Origin of the sequence: Sphingobacterium thalpophilum (assembly GCF_901482695.1) — a bacterium.
In the GTDB taxonomy this organism is placed as follows: Bacteria; Bacteroidota; Bacteroidia; order Sphingobacteriales; family Sphingobacteriaceae; genus Sphingobacterium; species Sphingobacterium thalpophilum.
On sequence record NZ_LR590484.1, the window covers coordinates 4340840 to 4357475 of the forward strand.

18 protein-coding genes are annotated in these 16636 nt (G+C 39.4%); 15 read left to right on the forward strand and 3 right to left on the reverse strand.

All coding sequences use genetic code 11. The annotated features are described in order from the left end of the window. Positions 1–147: 147 nt before the first annotated feature. Positions 148–957: a LuxR C-terminal-related transcriptional regulator gene (locus tag FGL37_RS18110; protein ID WP_051607194.1), complete on the reverse strand. Its 810-nt coding sequence runs from the start codon at positions 955–957 to the stop codon at positions 148–150. A 216-nt stretch (positions 958–1173) separates the two neighbouring features. On the opposite strand from FGL37_RS18110, the gene FGL37_RS18115 reads away from it, so the two are divergent. The 10 genes from FGL37_RS18115 (at position 1174) to FGL37_RS18160 (ending at position 6834) form a co-directional block, all read left to right on the forward strand. Beyond that, positions 1174–1626 carry a hypothetical protein gene (locus FGL37_RS18115; protein WP_028071212.1) on the forward strand — a complete coding sequence of 151 codons (453 nt, stop codon included), beginning with the start codon at positions 1174–1176 and terminating at the stop codon, positions 1624–1626. Between the two features lie 10 nt (positions 1627–1636). Beyond that, complete coding sequence (locus FGL37_RS18120) at positions 1637–2026, forward strand: hypothetical protein (protein ID WP_028071211.1); 390 nt, start codon at positions 1637–1639, stop codon at positions 2024–2026. A gap of 146 nt (positions 2027–2172) precedes the next feature. Further along, positions 2173–2589, forward strand: coding sequence for a hypothetical protein (locus FGL37_RS18125; protein WP_138096926.1), 417 nt, complete (start codon positions 2173–2175; stop codon positions 2587–2589). 10 nt (positions 2590–2599) lie between these two features. Continuing rightward, on the forward strand, positions 2600–3052 hold the full coding sequence (locus tag FGL37_RS18130; RefSeq protein WP_138096928.1) for a hypothetical protein: 453 nt from the start codon (positions 2600–2602) through the stop codon (positions 3050–3052). A gap of 21 nt (positions 3053–3073) precedes the next feature. Further along, a complete protein-coding gene (locus FGL37_RS18135; RefSeq protein ID WP_028071208.1) occupies positions 3074–3817 on the forward strand; it encodes a hypothetical protein in 744 nt (247 codons plus the stop codon). Between the two features lie 197 nt (positions 3818–4014). Next, positions 4015–4245, forward strand: coding sequence for a hypothetical protein (locus tag FGL37_RS18140; protein ID WP_138096930.1), 231 nt, complete (start codon positions 4015–4017; stop codon positions 4243–4245). Between the two features lies 1 nt (position 4246). Beyond that, positions 4247–4894: a hypothetical protein gene (locus FGL37_RS18145; RefSeq protein WP_138096931.1), complete on the forward strand. Its 648-nt coding sequence runs from the start codon at positions 4247–4249 to the stop codon at positions 4892–4894. 13 nt (positions 4895–4907) lie between these two features. Next, positions 4908–5387, forward strand: coding sequence for a hypothetical protein (locus tag FGL37_RS18150; RefSeq protein WP_138096933.1), 480 nt, complete (start codon positions 4908–4910; stop codon positions 5385–5387). Then, positions 5371–6048 carry a hypothetical protein gene (locus FGL37_RS18155; protein ID WP_028071204.1) on the forward strand — a complete coding sequence of 226 codons (678 nt, stop codon included), beginning with the start codon at positions 5371–5373 and terminating at the stop codon, positions 6046–6048. Before FGL37_RS18150 ends, FGL37_RS18155 begins: the two co-directional genes overlap by 17 nt. A gap of 15 nt (positions 6049–6063) precedes the next feature. Next, positions 6064–6834: a helix-turn-helix transcriptional regulator gene (locus FGL37_RS18160; protein ID WP_028071203.1), complete on the forward strand. Its 771-nt coding sequence runs from the start codon at positions 6064–6066 to the stop codon at positions 6832–6834. 480 nt (positions 6835–7314) lie between these two features. On the opposite strand, the gene FGL37_RS18165 is transcribed toward FGL37_RS18160, so the two are convergent. After that, on the reverse strand, positions 7315–8052 hold the full coding sequence (locus FGL37_RS18165) for a peptidase associated/transthyretin-like domain-containing protein (RefSeq protein ID WP_051607193.1): 738 nt from the start codon (positions 8050–8052) through the stop codon (positions 7315–7317). 593 nt (positions 8053–8645) lie between these two features. Between FGL37_RS18165 and FGL37_RS18170 the strand changes: the two genes are divergently transcribed. The 5 genes from FGL37_RS18170 (at position 8646) to FGL37_RS26150 (ending at position 15330) form a co-directional block, all read left to right on the forward strand. Continuing rightward, complete coding sequence (locus FGL37_RS18170; RefSeq protein ID WP_051607191.1) at positions 8646–9269, forward strand: YceI family protein; 624 nt, start codon at positions 8646–8648, stop codon at positions 9267–9269. Between the two features lie 104 nt (positions 9270–9373). Further along, a complete protein-coding gene (locus FGL37_RS18175; RefSeq protein ID WP_028071202.1) occupies positions 9374–12562 on the forward strand; it encodes a SusC/RagA family TonB-linked outer membrane protein in 3189 nt (1062 codons plus the stop codon). A gap of 11 nt (positions 12563–12573) precedes the next feature. After that, the gene (locus FGL37_RS18180; protein WP_028071201.1) at positions 12574–14079 is read left to right on the forward strand and encodes a RagB/SusD family nutrient uptake outer membrane protein; all 1506 of its coding nucleotides are present in this window, start codon (positions 12574–12576) and stop codon (positions 14077–14079) included. A 242-nt stretch (positions 14080–14321) separates the two neighbouring features. Then, positions 14322–15131, forward strand: a complete 810-nt coding sequence (locus FGL37_RS18185) for a hypothetical protein (protein WP_028071200.1) — start codon at positions 14322–14324, stop codon at positions 15129–15131. A 97-nt stretch (positions 15132–15228) separates the two neighbouring features. Beyond that, on the forward strand, positions 15229–15330 hold the full coding sequence (locus tag FGL37_RS26150; protein WP_138096935.1) for a DinB family protein: 102 nt from the start codon (positions 15229–15231) through the stop codon (positions 15328–15330). Positions 15331–15406: 76 nt separating this feature from the next. Here the strand turns inward: FGL37_RS26150 and FGL37_RS18195 are convergent, their stop codons facing one another. Beyond that, positions 15407–16507, reverse strand: coding sequence for a serine hydrolase domain-containing protein (locus FGL37_RS18195; RefSeq protein WP_028071199.1), 1101 nt, complete (start codon positions 16505–16507; stop codon positions 15407–15409). Positions 16508–16636 lie beyond the last annotated feature (129 nt).

Consider the following 16636-nt stretch of genomic DNA (forward strand, 5'->3'; position numbering starts at 1 on the left):
AAGAGGAAGGCGTCTTCAGGTTACTGATACAAATAAAAGCGCAAAAATCTATTTTTAATGAATGTAGAAGTACCAACAAAGAAGGAAAAGAATAAAAAAAGTCTCCGATTACTAGATTTGATGTGTTAGCATCTCCTAAATGAAATTTTATATAAAAAATTCTATATTGGAAAAACATAATAGCTGCAATAATCCCCATTCAATACATTGGCGAATAAATTCACCCGCACTTTTTGATCCCGTTTTCCTGTATAGATTTTTCCGATGGGTCCGTACGGTATCGGGCGAGATATAAAGCCTGTCTGCAATCTGCGGACTCGAATAGCCGCCCGCTATCAGAGGCAATATTTCCATTTCGCGCTTTGAAAATGGGGGTATATCATTATTTAGTAGTTGCTGAGATAGGTCAATCTGGCAATAATCGCTACGCGAACCAATACCGGTAACGAGGACGATTTTATTGTTAGTCTTCGTGATGTGCTGCACATCGGTATGTATATTCAATGCAGATGTCAGACGTCCCAAATCATCTTTGGCCAAATGTATGGCTTGATGATGAAATAGATGATAGTTACCATTGGCAACACGCATGCGGAAACAATATGACGTTTTCAGAAACAGCTGGTGTTCAAATCCAATTTCCCTCATTTTGACTAATGTGGCTTCCTCTGCTTTTAGGACAAACTCCAGATCATCCGGATGTATCTGGTCTATAATCTCTTTTAATGTTGTTGGTTGAGTAGCCAACCCATGAATACTTGTGGTCAGTCCTGAAACTTGGGAAATCGAATAGTCTGCTATGTTTATCACATAATGGTAATAGGGACCTACTGTCAAGAGATCCGACAGGTGATTCACGGTACTATATGATTTTTCAGCTCGAAAATTATTTGACAGTGCTTCGGGATAACTTTCCCAAAGGTCGGCAAGCAGGTGACGATGTTTCTTTTGTTCCATAAAATAACATAACAATAGGATAATCTAAATATCGACTTGGGTCAATACGATAAGGTAAAATGTCGGCTAAGAATAGCGTAATATACAACAAATTTCGATTTTGTACAAAAGGTATATGCCTTCAAGTATAGCTGAGCATTAAAATACCCTATTTGGGGTATTTATCAATCCGGTTCTTTACTTTATTTTAGAAGTTGATAGAACACGAATTATTCAATGACTCAGGAACGATTTAATGACCAAAATAAAAGGCTCGCCGATTTCCGTACCGAGGTGCTTGTCGTCTGTCCATCATGCGCTAGGCAGGCGGTGGCAAGTGTGGATTATGCAAGCAAAAAGTCACGGTTGCTGTGCCCGTCATGCGGTTATAACAAAAATAAAACAACAGAGACACGTATGTTTGGTATTAAAGGACATATTGAAACGGCAGCACATACATATTTTAGCGCTACATTGTGGCTGGTACATCCCTTTAAAAATGACGTAGTCTGGGCCTATAATTATGCGCATCTCGATTATTTAGAAAGTTATATTTCGGCCACCTTGCGGGAACATAAAGATCGGAGCCATTTTACACTGCTCGAAAAGTTGCCCAAATTTTATCACGATGCCAAAAATCGAGCTGCATTGTTGAAATTGATCAATAAGATGCGGAAACGTTCACTCTAATCTTGGGTTTATGAAACGACTGTATGTAATTTTCTTTTTATCATTATTTGGATGGGTTCATTTCGCTTCAGCCCAAACGGCTCAGCCAAAAGATAGTCTCCTGTTGGCAAAGACCTATCTGCTCGATATTCAGAAATTCCTATCTAAGAAGCGGGAAAGGCAACAAAAGATCGTTATGCTTGACAGCTTAATCAACGAAGGGAAAGCGTTGGACAAGGTATTCCACCGAGGTCAATTATCTAAGCTTTCACGCTCATTTCATTTTATACTGCAGTCGTTGGCACTCTACAAGTCTGATCTCAAAACTGCTGCAGATAGCCCTATAGAAATGCAGTATCTTGATGAAAATATCCCCATGCTAATAAAACAGATTGATAATTTTCGTGCTTCTGGGCGATAGGTATTCAGTTCGCTATCTATCTCCAATCTCTTCCAAATAAAACGACTGCATCGCAACAGATATTTTAAAAATACCCCATTTGGGGTATTTACCCGTGCGTATCAAATATGGAACTTAGCAGTACTGTATTAACTAAAAAAACGATTATGAAAACTCTTGCAAAGATGATGTGCATATTCTTGTTTATAGGCTTTGTGGCGAAGAGCCATGCACAGAAGAAGGAAGAAACAGTCTACGCTTTTTGTTATTCCTATAAAACTGGGGATAAATTGTTCTATGTCTCTAATATTGTAAACGGTGTTATAAATAGTGATATCTATTACGATGTAAATCGTGATGATTTGCAGCTTCAGTGGACTGCAAAGCTAAAGACGGTCGTCAATGATTATTACAATTGGGCAAATGCTTATGGAGGCTTTCATGGCAGCACACGTACGGATGGCTATGACAAAATTGATGAAGAACGTACAGAGATCATAGGCAAATTTAAGCAAGAAGGGTATACAATTCGCTATGTGAATACTTTTTCTTTTCGAAAAAGTAGAAAAGAAGAGGACCATTGAAAAATAACAGATGAAAACATTATTAACATCAATATATTTTATTGTATTTCTAGGATTTACAATGCAGAGCCAAGCGCAGACTAAAGAAGAGACGATAGGTTGGTTGAAAGAAAAATTATCAAATAATATAATGGGTAGACATAATGATCCAGAGCGATTTACTGAAATTAGATTGATGAGTGTGGATGAGTATAAAATTGTGTTTGTTTTTAAATTTAAAAACTATGCTAACGAAATGAAGAACATGAAGGAAGTCCTTCCAATATCAATTTCCAGTATTGATGAGAATGGACACTTTAAATATAGTGATAAAGTTTGTCAAACCACATATGATGGAAATACGAAATTCGAAAATATGAGTTGGCTTACCATAGCACCATTAGAAGAGAATATTCGTGCTCGTATTGAAAAAGCATTGAAGCATTTGACAAGTATTCGTCCCAAAATTCAAGAAACCTTTTAACCATTTAAAAACATTATAGTTATGAAAAATCCAATTAAGATCCTAGCAATGTTGGGAATGGGTGTGTTCCTCCTAATTGGATGCTCCATTTTTCAAGGCGGTGGCATGACACATCGCAATGCTAATACGTCTTCCACTATGATAAGAGCATCAAGGTATGAAGACGGCAATACAGTATTCAATTCTTTCTATGATGCCTCTAAACGCAGTACAGTAATTGTCGCCAATGATCAAAATTATACTGTACTTGCAGAAAATACACCAGATGCTATTTTTAGCAAGGCTTTAGAGATTGTAGCCAATGCTGATGTGAATAATAAAGTTAATGCCAGTGCTACGATAGATATCGCTAAAACTGCTATGCAACTTAATAAAAAATCTACTACCAATATCTTTTCCGCTGATGCACTGTACCGCCTTAACGAAATGTACATCAATACCCTAAATATCGATAGTATTAGAGAAGACAAAACGGGCAAGTCAATCGGTTTCCCTGGACAGATTTTAAATGCGGAAATGTACCAAAAACTATTTATAACAATTTTATGCAAAGCCGCAGAGATATCTAAAACAGAAGCCGAAATAGCCAATAAACAAAACTTTGCAGATATTAACGCATCTTTAGATAAACTAACAACTCAAATAACGGCAAGCAAAAGCAAAATAGATAGCGCCAGCAGACGCTTAGATAGAATGAGTCATGTGGCAGATAGTACAAATAAAGCAATCAATGACCGACTTAAAAAATTAGAGGATAATAATTAATTCAAATTGATTAAAGAGAGTAAAAAAGGTTATTAATGTTTTGGCACTAAAGTAAATTTTCGGTCCACATAAACCTATTTCCTTGTGAAAATTTTGTTTTACAAAAAAATAAATTCTATTCTCCGCCTTATTTTTCAGTGTAACTTTTAATAATGATAGAAACCAGATCATTATTCATCAATTTAAAATCTAATAAAATGAAACATCTAAAATTAATTTTATGCATAATCACTTTTCTTTTTTCTTCCTGCAAAAAGGAACAATGTGTGACTTGCATTGCGGAATCAAGCGATGGAAAAATAATTGAAACACGTATGGCCTGCGATAAAAATGACAGCTACCTTAAAGGTTTTATCGATGGATTCAAAGACAGACATCGCGAAAATAAAGAAGACGAAATTAATGTTCAATGTACTTACAATAAATAAGATGAAAAAACTATTAATACCTTTCACTTTGTTTCTTGGATTAGGAACAGTGAATGCACAAGCTAAAAAAGCAGTTGCAAAGTCCGCAGTTACAAAAGAACAACCAACAGGAACTGTTAAAGAGGAATCTTCTACTCAGGTTAAAGGACCAACAAAAGAAGAGACAATAGCATATATTAAAAATGAATTGAATACTGGATCTGCAATATACCATGTCGTGTACCCAGAGAGCGGAAGAAATGGAGTCCTGAATCCGAAAAGGATAGTCAAAATTTTTATTAAAGGTATTTCTTTTGACAACTGTGAACTTATATTTAATATTGAAACAAAAATTTCAGAACGATATAGTGATATTAGGTGGCGTGAATATGAACAAGACTTTCAAAAAGATGTAACTATAAAAATACCTTTAAATAAAATAGAATCTATTGAAAAAGGAACTATTACAGATGAAAAAGCTGGTGTGGATACGGATTTTATAGAATTTAAGGTAAGTAAGGGAGAAAATTTAATTTATCATTCGCGGGAGAACCTTACATTTTCAAAATACTCATTGGATATAAATGCTTTTAATGTAGACAAGCTAACGAAAGCCTTTAATCACCTCCGCAAACTTTGCGGTGCACCAGAACCTATTTCTTTTGATTAAAATAAATAATACCATGAAAATAATACTCATACTTTTCGCATTAGTCCTAGGGATAGGCGCGACGAAAGCACAGACCGCAGAGCAAACAATTGAATGGCTCCAAGCAAAAGTACCCCCATTGCAAAGGGAAAGTGATTTTGGGGCAGCCATTAAATTTAAAGATGAATTCTGCGAAGCAGCCTCTTCTATAACTACCTCTTTTCCAAAGATGGTTGTCGAAGTTCATGTATTTAAGTATTCCACCATAAAAAGTATATCCTATCTCCAAAAGGAGCTTGGAGGTAAATTAAGTTATAAAATAATTGTTACTGGTAATTTTCAAGCAAACAAAATTGGTTTTAACAACGAGGTTACAGAAACAAAAAACGTTGAAACAACAGATTTCGTCTTCAATGCTAGTGTAGAAAAAGAAGAGATCTTACGGATTGTTAAGGCTTTAAAACATTTGGCCACGCTAAAGGGAGCTAAACTTATCAATGATAATTTATTCTAGCAATAGAAGTGCAATCAGTTATTTTTTGCTCTTGCTTATGCGATACATCACCCTATTATACCTATTGTTATCCTTCCTGAGTCTATCCGCTCAGGAAAAGGTAATACTCTACAAAGGAAAGAAAGCCAGCACTAGCCCCATTGTTGAAAAGCGGGATAGCACAGGGCTAGATCCTTTCAAGGTAGCCCAACGGGTGGAACTAGTATTCTATACGAGCAATCGTATGTCCTGGAAGAATAGCGCAGGAAAAAATCTCGAAGAACTACTGTCCGATGGTCGGTTAAATATCCCAACGGATAGTATTGCCGGACGGGTAGAGCTCGACCCCGCTCAACGTGCAGATTGGCAATATACCCTCTATCAAAGACAACTCTGTGAGGAACTGATGGTTGCTGGATGTTATGAACCACGGCATCTGCTTGTCTTTTACGCAAAGGATAACCATCCATTTGCTCATATCGAAATCTGTGTCAGCTGTGCAGGCGCCTGGATCAGCGACAACCTGCGTTCCTTTGTCGTTTGCCCTGCACGAATGGCCGCCCTCGCAAGTATGATAGCTCAAATTGAAACAGAAAATGACATCCAAGTCGTAAAATACTCAACGAGAAATAACAAACAAGTAAAGATAGAAACCGACCACCATTCGAGTTCTACAATATGATAAAACTTTCGACCTATGAAAGACAAAGAGAACCAGCTTGTAACTTCATGGGACAATTATCCCGAGATCTTTTCTCCCGAAAAGGGTATAGCTCATCAGCTCAGTTTAGTTGACCTCATAGCAGATTTCCTTTTCACAGGTAATTACTATTACTATATCATTGACATTATTGGACAGGCACTTTCAAACCTGCATCCGAATATCCTCAAAACGCATGGCCTTGCTCAAATGCCTGAGACATTAAATGAAATAGTCGAATTGGTTCATCCAGATGATATGGGTTTTGTGATTCGGGCAGAAGAAGCGGCACATCGACATATTCTTAGTGTCGGCATTCAGCATATTCAATCGTTGAAATGCTGCTATTGTTTTCGTATGCGTGTGGCAGACGGCACGTACCGACTGTTTCATCACCAGTCCATTTCTATTGTAGTGGACAGTAAATTTCGTATCGTTAAAAGTCTCAATATTCATACGGATATTGAGCACATCACCAGTGTAAATAATCATATCGTTACGGTAATGGGCATCCGAGGAAATAATGAATTCCATCAAATAGTCATAAGCGACAATAAAATGCTTACTACTCCAGGTCTTAAACTTACCATACGGGAGCGTGAAATTTTACATTATATTGCTAAAGGATATTCGAGTGAAAAAATTGCTGAAACATTAGACATAACAACCAATACCTGCCGGACACATCGCAAAAATCTATTTCGGAAAATAGGTTGTCATAGTGTCGCAAGCTTGATTAAAAAATCAACTGATTTAGGACTATTATAAAAGTGGCGGAATGATAAGCAAATATTGCTTTGAAAAACCTCCTAATAATATTTTTTGGATCGTAAGCTTTGTAATATTCGAGTAAGCACTTGCCTCTAAAAGGTATAATTAATTGAATTGATTTTCTATAATTTTCCCTTATTGTTTTATGGTAATGATTTATTCTTAGCGACATTCCTGCGTCGCCTAGTTTGCGTTTTGAAACAGAATCTGTAAAGCCGATGGATAGCTTATATCCTAAAAATCCAACTTCTATTGGCCAGCATATAAGAAAGAAAAGGATGGAGTTGATCCAAGTACAGTGTTGGGATGGGAGAAGGGACGCGGACAACAGAACAACTGTATTTAAAAAAGGAGACAACTTTATTGAAGTGTCTCCTTAAGTGGAGCACCAGAGTTCAAAAGAACCTTTAGTGCCTTTATTACAGTTTATTAAGATGATAAAAATGGGCAAATAGAATTATTTAAGTTTTTCTAAATCTATTCTTTTATATCTATAGTCATGCAATTTTTACAATAATCTGTTGAGGGAGTGAAATCTACAATTGCATTAGTATTGTAAGATCCTGTATTGGAAAGTCGAACTCGCATTGGTTTTTGATTTTTACCGGGTACTGCATAAACAGCCGAAACGCTATAGCGGCCAATGGGCACTTCCAACCTTTGACTAGCAGGGACTGCTATTACTAACTTGCTACCTTTGCTTCCATCAATCAGCGGTCCTTGTGGCGTTAATGTAAGAATAACATTGGTGAAGTCGTAGAATTCGCCCGGTTCTGAACCGACAGTAACCAAACCGCCGTAAATACCCGTTGATCTACCCACCTGTTCTCCCGTTAATTTCCATGTGAAATTTCGTGTAATTTCTTTTGTAGGAAGAAAGTCTTCTGTTGACTCTGGATGAAGATCCATTCTATATTTTTTACCATTATATTCCTTTTCAATGGAAGCGTAAGCGTACCAGGCATCATTATCCGGCCCAGCTAATTTTCGTTGATAAGTGCCGTCAGCAGAGGTTGTGACAACATTATTTTCATTATACCAGATCACGCTAGATATAACTATTTTCGCTCCTGCTACCGGCCTTCCATCGGATGTCAGTACTTTACCTTTTACGGATCCTAGGCTCTCCTGTGGAGTGTTCACTTCAGACTTGCTGCAGCTTAATCCTATTATTGATATAAGCATTACCAACGAAATGTTCAATTTTCTTTTCATCTTTTAAATATTATATTCCCTAAATAATTTATCCTGTCCTACTTTTTTAGTTTTTTCGGTATCTAAATCGAGCATGTTGCTTTAGGATACAACAAAATTCTTTGTAATAGCTCATGAAAGCTATTTTCAACGATAGATAGCGGCTTTTGGTAGACGTATGACTAAATTTTGCTTTCAAAAGTTATTAAAGAGGCTTCAATTTTCTAAGAACGATGTTGGGCATCAATGTCCTTAATTAGAAAATCTTTACGGTTTTATCGTGTAAAAATATCCCAGAATCAAAGTTGACCCTGGGAGTCTTAAATAAACGTTGGAAATATCCTCACGACATGTCCTCACATATGAAAATATGAAACTAGTATTACTAACTGTGGCAAATATCAGTTCTTGATAATTACAATTCCCTGTATTTCGATAAAAGGTATATTTCTGGCGACCAACAACCATATATTTATATATTTAGATGATCTGTAGTCTTAATTCATTTGGATTATATTTTTTTGATAACTGTCGCCCAAAGTTTACGCTCTGTCGATTTGGTTAGTAGTTGATTTCCAGAATGCTCATCATTGCAGCAAAAACTATTTTAAATCATGAAAATTAAAAATGTATTTGCTGCAATCATTCTGACATTAGTTGTTGTTAGCTGTGGAAAAGAAAAAGTTTCAGTGCCGAATAAGGACGAGACGCTGGTTCTCGAAACCGGTTCAAAGGCAATATGGAGGGGATTTCTGGAAACGGGTTATTTCAATGAAGGCACCATTGGATTGAAAAGTGAAAATCTTGCTATTGAAGGCGATAAAATCACAGCTGGTGAAATCAGTATTTCCGTCGAATCAATTCTAGTGACCAATGATATGCCCCAAGAAAGTAAAAATGAACTACGGAACCATTTACAGACAGTAGACTTTTTTAATTTGGCTAAATTCCCATTTGTGACTTATTCAATCAGTTCAGCAGAGAAAACCGGGAAGGTAGATGCTAGTGGAAACAATTATCTGATCAAAGGAAGTATGAAGCTACTGGGCAAGTCCTTTCCATTGGATATTCCGGCCAAAATCAATATGACCGATACCGATGTCAAAGTCATTGCGAAGTTTAAGTTTGACCGCACAAAATGGGGGATGACATTTGCTTCACAGCCCAATCTTCCGGCAAAGGATAAGATTAAAAACGATATCGAGGTTGATCTCGAATTAAGAGCAATCCGTTTTTAGGGGAATCCTTTGACAAGCAAGCGCTCTCCGCTTGAGAATCCTAGGTATGATCTTAAGCCGATATTACAGATCGGCTTATTTTTTCCATTAACATATTAACCATCATGAAAGAAAAAATTATTTATTGTTGTGTCTGTTCATTTACAGCATTGTTCAGTATGTCAGTCAAAGCTCAAGTGATACAGGTTTCCGGACGGGTTACTTCAATTACCAACGGGGCACCAATTTCAGGGGTCACGATATCAATTCTAGGTTCGAAAGCCGTTTCCCAAACAGATGGGAATGGCCAATTTATCATCCGATCGCCTGTAAATGGTACTTTGCATTTTACGGCTATCGGCTTTCTTTCAAAAGATATTGCACTGAACGGCAATCAATCGTTAGAAGTGAAACTTCAGGAAAGGAGCCAGGAACTTGAGGAAGTTGTTATTGTGGCTTATGGAAAATCCTCCAGATCTGAACTAACTGGATCGGTTGCTACCATAGGGACCGGGGATCTTCAAAAGCGTACCGTCTCAAACATTACCAATGCTCTTGCAGGAATGGCGCCGGGAGTTTCAGTGAGTTCGGGAAACGGCCAGCCCGGGAGCAGCGCATCAATCCGCCTGCGGGGCATAGGATCTCTCAGTGCTTCAAGTGAACCGCTACTGGTCGTCGATGGGGCCGCCTTTGACGGTTCAATCGGTGATATTAACGTCGACGATATCGAAAGTGTGTCTGTATTAAAGGATGCCACGTCGGCTGCCCTATATGGATCACGAGCGGGTAATGGGGTTATTATCATAACCACCAAAAAGGGCAAAGGAGCTTTGAAACTTGAAGCGGGGGTCAAACAGGGTTTTAGCCAGCGGGGAATCAAAGAATATGACCGTGTAGGACTGTATGACTATTATCCCGTTGTTTTTCAGGCGATGAAGAACTCCAAAATGTTCCCGAACTCAGGAACAGGCCTTTCGGAGCAGGAGGCTGCCCAATATGCCGTGGACAATGTTTTTAAAAGCTTGTTTTACAATCCTTTCAATGTACCCGATAATCAGATAGTCGATATCAGCGGAAAAGTGAACCCCAATGCAGGATTGAAATATGATGATTTTGACTGGTATAAAGCTATCCAGCGAACCGGTAAACGTAAAGAAGCGAATATTAGTCTTTCAGGAAGCAACGAAAAGACAAACTATTTCAGTTCGCTTGGATATCTCGATGAAGAAGGCTATCTCTTGAATTCTGATTTTCGGCGCTTCAGTGGACGGATGAGTATTGATTCAAAGGTAAAGAACTGGCTCCATCTGGGCGTCAACATGTATGGTACAGGATCGGTGGGGAAATTGGCATTGGACGCAGGAAGCAGTTCGGGCAATGCAAATGCAATTGCCAATCCTTTTAATTTTATCAGGGGAATAGGGCCGATTTATCCGATACATGCTTTTGATCCTGTCACAGGTGAGCCGATTATCGATTCCAAAACGGGCAAGCAATATTATGACTATGGTCTCCATCCCGGTGCGATAAACAGGCCCAACGCGGCGAGCCCCGGAAGAAATGTGATCTATGAAACCATGCTGAACCATCGTGACAACACAAGATTTTTATTGGGCGGGAGAGCGTATGCCGATATAACATTTCTAAAGTATTTTACTTTTACTCCCTCGGTAAGTGTGGATATCTCCAACCGTAATTTTGATTATACGTACAACAATATCGTTGGGGACGGCGTATCTTATACTGGATTGAGCTCAGCGACTAATTCTATGATTAGGTCCTATACCTTTAATCAGATACTTTCTTACAAAAGGAGTTTTGGAGCCCATAATCTTTCGCTTCTGGCTGGGCATGAGAATTATGACTATCGCTATAAGGACAGAAATGCCATCAAGACCGGTCAAATTGTCGAAGGTATTCCTGAGCTGATAAACTATGTGTCAAATTATTTTATCGATGGACGTATAAATAGTAACCGGCTGGAGTCTTACTTCGCAAAAGCATCTTATAACTATCATGACCGCTATTTTATAGATGCATCGGTGAGACGGGACGGTTCTTCGATTTTTAATCCCGAACATCGTTGGGGAACATTTTTTTCAGTTGGGGGAGCCTGGATGATTTCGAAAGAACAATTTATTGCCGGTCATGATTGGATCAATGAGCTAAAACTTAGAACCTCCTATGGGCAGGTGGGGAACAATAGATTGCTTGACAAGAGTGGCAACCAGATATTCTTTGGGCACCAGGGCCTATATAATTTAGGCTTTAGCAACGGTTCTTTTCCAGGTACCCTGCTCTACAGTTTACCTAATCCGGATCTTACCTGGGAAATTTCTAATTCGTTCAATATCGGGGTAGATTTTGCCCTCTTCTCCAATAGAGTGCGGGGAGCTCTTGAATATTATCGCCGTGGATCGGACCAGCTTTTAATGTCTGTGCCCCGCCCGTTGTCTTCAGCAGTAAGTTTTGAGTATCGGAATGTGGGTTCTATGTACAATCGCGGCTGGGAACTTTCACTTGCAGCTGATATTGTAAAAAGCAAGGATTTTAGATGGACGCTAACCAATAATCTGTCGACTTTCAAAAATGAAATCACAAAGATGCCAAGAGAAACGCCCGTGATCACCTCAGGAAGTAAAAGATGGCAGGTGGGTAAGGATTTTTATGCTTTTTGGTTAAGGCAATATGCAGGTGTGGATCCTACAGATGGAGCTGCCCTATATCTACCAGCCGAAGGAACAACCGAGGACGCCATACGCACCGTCGATGGACAAAAATATGTGACGAATTCAAATTTAGCCATGTTCAATTACTCAGGTAGCGCAATACCTAAATGGTCAGGCTCCGTGCAGAACGATTTTGAATATAGGGGAGTGGGGCTGTCGTTTCTAATGACCTATCAATTGGGAGGAAAGGTGTATGATAGCCAATATGCAGCACTCATGAATACAAGTTCTTACGGAAAATCTTATCATGCCGACGCACTTGATGCATGGACAACGACAAACAAAGGGAGTCGTATACCAAGGCTTGATCAGGGGAATAGTGCGAATATTAATGCCGCTTCGACGCGATGGCTCATAGATGCATCTTACCTGAGTATCAGGAATGTCAATCTTTATTATCGTCTCCCTGGCCGGTGGTTAGACAAGGTCGGTCTGGATGCTGCTAGGATAACAGCAAGCGGTGAAAACCTGCAGTTGTTCTCCAAACGTCAGGGACTTAATCCGACAGAGCAGTTTGATGGTACCAATTCAACAACTTACCTGCCTACAAGGATCTGGTCATTGGGATTAAATGCATCATTTTAAAAAGTACACTTATGAAAAAGATAACACGATTTGTTTTTGTTGCCAATCTGGTCGTTTTTTTGGTTGGTTGCAGTAAAGATTATCTGAATACTTTGCCTACAGACAGAGTTTCTGCCGATGAGATATTCAGTTCCCTAGGGAATGCGACGACAGCTGTGAATGGCATTTATCGCTTTATGTTCGAAAGAACAACTCTTGTAGCCGGCAATACCCAAAATAAACCCGGAGTAGGGGGCATCATGCTGGCCATGGACTTTATGGGGGAGGATCTTGGGATCGGTGCTTCCACTTGGTACACCGCCACAGGTGAAGGGAACTGGGTTGGCCACCGCAATGAAAGCCATGAACTGATGGAATATGATTACCGCACTTTCTATAAAATTATTGGCGATGCAAACTTTATTCTGGACAATGTAGGCAAAGTAAATGCGAATGAAGAAGAGCGAAATGTATTACGGTCGCAGGCGCTTACTTTACGTGCCTATGCATATAGCTTTTTAGTACAATTGTACGGTAAAAGATATGATTCATCTGCTAGTCCCAATAACCAGCTTGGCGTACCTCTTGTTTTAAAGTCCAGTGACGTTGCTTTACCCAGGGCAACTGTTGAAGAAGTATATGCCGCGATCGTGAAAGATCTTGACGATGCAATAGCTTTAAAGGTTTCGGACCGGAAGAATAAATCCCAGGTAAATTTGGACGTCGCTATTGGACTTCGTGCAAGAGTTGCATTAACTATGCAGGATTATGAGAATGCAATCTTATATGCAAAAAAACTAATAGACCTACCTGATTATAAACTTATGACGGCATCTGAATACCTCAAAGGATTTAATGATGCCAATGCACTGAGTGAATTTATCTGGGCTTCGATGCCAACTGCCGACCAGGATGCTGTATTTGCGTCCTATTTCTCACAGATTGCTTATAATGCAAATACAACCTTTATGCGGGGAAACCCAAAACGGATTAATGCTAAGCTCTATGATAAAATTTCTGCTACCGATGTTCGTAAAAGTATCTGGGAGCCCAATCCCACAGCAGCAAATTTTCCGCTTCCAACGCCAAGTTTTACAAGGCAGCCTTATATGTCCCGTAAATTCTCCATTAAAGCTGCTGGTGGTACATTGGGTGATGTACCTTTGATGCGGCTTTCGGAAATGTACCTCATTGCAGCTGAAGCTTATATTGAACGGGATCAGGACAAGCTTGCACAGGATATCCTCTTTGAATTTATGAAGGTCAGGGATCCTGAAGCAATCCGTTCAACTAAAAGGGGCGATGCCTTAAAAGAGGAAATTTGGATTCAGCGGCGCATAGAATTATGGGGAGAAGGCTTCCGGTTCCTCGATCTTAAACGGTTGAACCAGCCACTCAACCGTACAGTTGTGCCCAACTATGTGAGTGGCTCCGTAAATGGTCTTATGGAAGTGCCTGCTGGTGATAAACGGTGGGAATTTCTCTTCCCGCGTGCAGAGCTGGATGCCAATCCCAATCTCGTCCAAAATGACAGATAGGTTATAGCTAATATGCGAACTTCGGCAGTTTAGGGGCATCAGAAGGACTTAGGATTCCTTTTGATGCCCTCTTTTCATAGGTTTAGAGAATATCCTGTCGACGATGGAATGGCAGAAATTCGGTTTATTTCTTTTGACTGGAAACTAAGTGCTTCTGTCGATAGAAGATCGCTGTCGGTCTGTTGTTATTTAACTGGGTAAGATTTTGAAATAGCTTTGTCCTATAACAAAAAGGAGCAATTATGAAAAAATTATTGTGTGTATGCCTGGTATCATTATCTCTGCTGTTTTCAAATCGTCTGTATGCGAAGCCAGATTCTTCTATTGCGGGCAGCGAGCGGATTTTTGCTGAAACTGCGCGACTACAGGGAATTAAGTCAGCCTTTCAGAAATACATGTCCCCAAAGGGGTACATCGTTGTTGGAAATACCATCACAAATGCCTTATCTTATTACGAACGCATTCCAAATGATACGACTGACCTCTTATGGTGGCGGCCAGTAATGGCTTTTATTAACAAAGAGAATGATTTTGGGTTCGCAACAGGTCCGTTCCGCTATTTCAGGAAAAAAAACGGGGTTGCAACTGGCTCCGGTTATACATTCTCTATTTGGGAGAAGAACAGCGATGGATTATTCAAGATTTTGTTTGATGGCGGGGTGAATTCAGGCCATATTCCTGACAGTGTGATCGCCAGCGCTGGAGATCACACTGTCAGCGAATTCAATTTCGGATCTGAATCTATATTAACAGTAGAAAACCCGCCTTCAATTGAGCACTTTTCGGAAGATCGGATACATAGGCGAGCCATATTTTTAAGGCCGAATAGCAGTGGTATTTTGAGTTATCAACAGGCAAAAGCGGCCCCAAAATTGTTTAAAACGGTAATAGGAGAAGGTTTTGACCGGATGAGAAAAACCTATTATAGGTTTGGCAACTTGAGCAAAGATAGGCAAAGTACCCAAGATAGAAAGTACTGTGGATATTTCGCTCAAGTTTGGTCGCTAGATAGAAGTGGCTGGATGCTGCTGGCAGATGTTATGCAATTTTAGTTGTATATTAAAATAGCTTATTTACTGTTTTATCTGCCCTGACCTTTGAAGATTTTAGTGACATGTTGCAAAGCAACGATTATGGAGAACGTTGTATTTGGCCTGGATATTATTTCACATGGTCGAGGATGAGATCTACCATAGGGGACAGATCAGCGTACTGCTAAAATTATTACGAGAAAGTGAAGCGGTTAGTTGACAGAAGGCCGTTGATCAAGGGAAATATTTCTCAGGTGACCGGCCATATGTAAGGACTTGGCCGGTCACCTGTGTACTTACCTTGAAGGGGGGACTTCCATTTTTAATCCGGGAATGAAAAATGATGCGACAGATTTTGCGAGATAGGGGTAGAATCCCCGTTGATTTGTCAGGATGATCACTGTTATTCCCTCCTTCTCAAAATAACATACATCCGCCAGCGCAGGGCCACCACTATGGCCGACGACCGGATGTCCATCATAATTGTAGACCATTGTCCCGAGCCCAAATGTTCCCATTTTTGATTTTAACGGTTGTGCCGAAAAGATAAGTTTCGCGTATTTTATTTCAATAAATGAAGTATCATGCAGTGCTCGTTGAAGTGTAATCATATCATCCAGTGAAGTGTAGATGCCACCGGCGGCATATCCTGTGGAGACAAATGGAAAAATTCCTTCGATATACCGTTCGGGATCACTGGCAGCATGATAAATAGTCGCTTTTTGGGGGATTATTTCTGAAAATAGAACGTGCCCTCCACGCCAATAGTCCACAAATGTATGGCCCATTCCTAAAGGAGTTGTAATATACTCTTTAAGGACTTCGAAATACGGTTTTCCCATTTTATTTTCGATCACATATTGTAAGATCCAATAGTCGCTACTTACGTAATTCTCTGAATCTCCGGGTGCAAATTGAAATGGCTGTTTTTTTGCGATTTCGAAAGCTTCTTTGCCATCCTTAGCCTCACCAAAGTTTCCGATCTGAATTCCTGATTGATGTGTTGCAAGCTGGAGAAGTGTAATATTTTTCCAATTGTCAGGGATGCTGTCTATAAGATTTTCAAGTTTCGATTCTGGAGAAAATATACCTTTGCTGAATAGGCGGGCCAATAGCGCGCCGGTATAGATCTTCGATACCGACGCAAGCTGAAATGCGGTTTTGGTTGATACTGGCTGATTCCAGGAAAGGTCAGCCATCCCCAGCGTTCCTTTCATAGCTATTTTGTTATCCTCCAATATAGCATAGGCAAGGCCGGGAATACGCTCTTTTACCATGGCTTGCGTGAGAAAATGCTCAACCCTTTGTTTACGAGATTGGGCATATGTATCTTGTAGTAAGACAAGGTTTACTCCAAGGACAACCAGAAGGATGGTGCAATAGTGCAGGTTTTTCATTGTAATTTTTATGTTTTAGCATATTGGTTTTGAATTTTCAACATGTCTCTCATGTTAAAAGCAGAAATATGCTGCCTAAGTTCTATTTTTCTTTTTATAAGTTACCTATTTTGTAGATATAACGTGAGT

What these genes read in the sequence shown, in the direction of transcription:
- FGL37_RS18110 (WP_051607194.1), bottom strand. Translation starts at nt 957, where the DNA reads ATGGAACAAAAGAAACATCGTCACCTGCTTGCCGACCTTTGGGAAAGT.
- FGL37_RS18115 (WP_028071212.1), top strand. Translation starts at nt 1,174, where the DNA reads ATGACTCAGGAACGATTTAATGACCAAAATAAAAGGCTCGCCGATTTC.
- FGL37_RS18120 (WP_028071211.1), top strand. Translation starts at nt 1,637, where the DNA reads ATGAAACGACTGTATGTAATTTTCTTTTTATCATTATTTGGATGGGTT.
- FGL37_RS18125 (WP_138096926.1), top strand. Translation starts at nt 2,173, where the DNA reads ATGAAAACTCTTGCAAAGATGATGTGCATATTCTTGTTTATAGGCTTT.
- FGL37_RS18130 (WP_138096928.1), top strand. Translation starts at nt 2,600, where the DNA reads ATGAAAACATTATTAACATCAATATATTTTATTGTATTTCTAGGATTT.
- FGL37_RS18135 (WP_028071208.1), top strand. Translation starts at nt 3,074, where the DNA reads ATGAAAAATCCAATTAAGATCCTAGCAATGTTGGGAATGGGTGTGTTC.
- FGL37_RS18140 (WP_138096930.1), top strand. Translation starts at nt 4,015, where the DNA reads ATGAAACATCTAAAATTAATTTTATGCATAATCACTTTTCTTTTTTCT.
- FGL37_RS18145 (WP_138096931.1), top strand. Translation starts at nt 4,247, where the DNA reads ATGAAAAAACTATTAATACCTTTCACTTTGTTTCTTGGATTAGGAACA.
- FGL37_RS18150 (WP_138096933.1), top strand. Translation starts at nt 4,908, where the DNA reads ATGAAAATAATACTCATACTTTTCGCATTAGTCCTAGGGATAGGCGCG.
- FGL37_RS18155 (WP_028071204.1), top strand. Translation starts at nt 5,371, where the DNA reads ATGATAATTTATTCTAGCAATAGAAGTGCAATCAGTTATTTTTTGCTC.
- FGL37_RS18160 (WP_028071203.1), top strand. Translation starts at nt 6,064, where the DNA reads ATGAAAGACAAAGAGAACCAGCTTGTAACTTCATGGGACAATTATCCC.
- FGL37_RS18165 (WP_051607193.1), bottom strand. Translation starts at nt 8,052, where the DNA reads ATGAAAAGAAAATTGAACATTTCGTTGGTAATGCTTATATCAATAATA.
- FGL37_RS18170 (WP_051607191.1), top strand. Translation starts at nt 8,646, where the DNA reads ATGAAAATTAAAAATGTATTTGCTGCAATCATTCTGACATTAGTTGTT.
- FGL37_RS18175 (WP_028071202.1), top strand. Translation starts at nt 9,374, where the DNA reads ATGAAAGAAAAAATTATTTATTGTTGTGTCTGTTCATTTACAGCATTG.
- FGL37_RS18180 (WP_028071201.1), top strand. Translation starts at nt 12,574, where the DNA reads ATGAAAAAGATAACACGATTTGTTTTTGTTGCCAATCTGGTCGTTTTT.
- FGL37_RS18185 (WP_028071200.1), top strand. Translation starts at nt 14,322, where the DNA reads ATGAAAAAATTATTGTGTGTATGCCTGGTATCATTATCTCTGCTGTTT.
- FGL37_RS18195 (WP_028071199.1), bottom strand. Translation starts at nt 16,507, where the DNA reads ATGAAAAACCTGCACTATTGCACCATCCTTCTGGTTGTCCTTGGAGTA.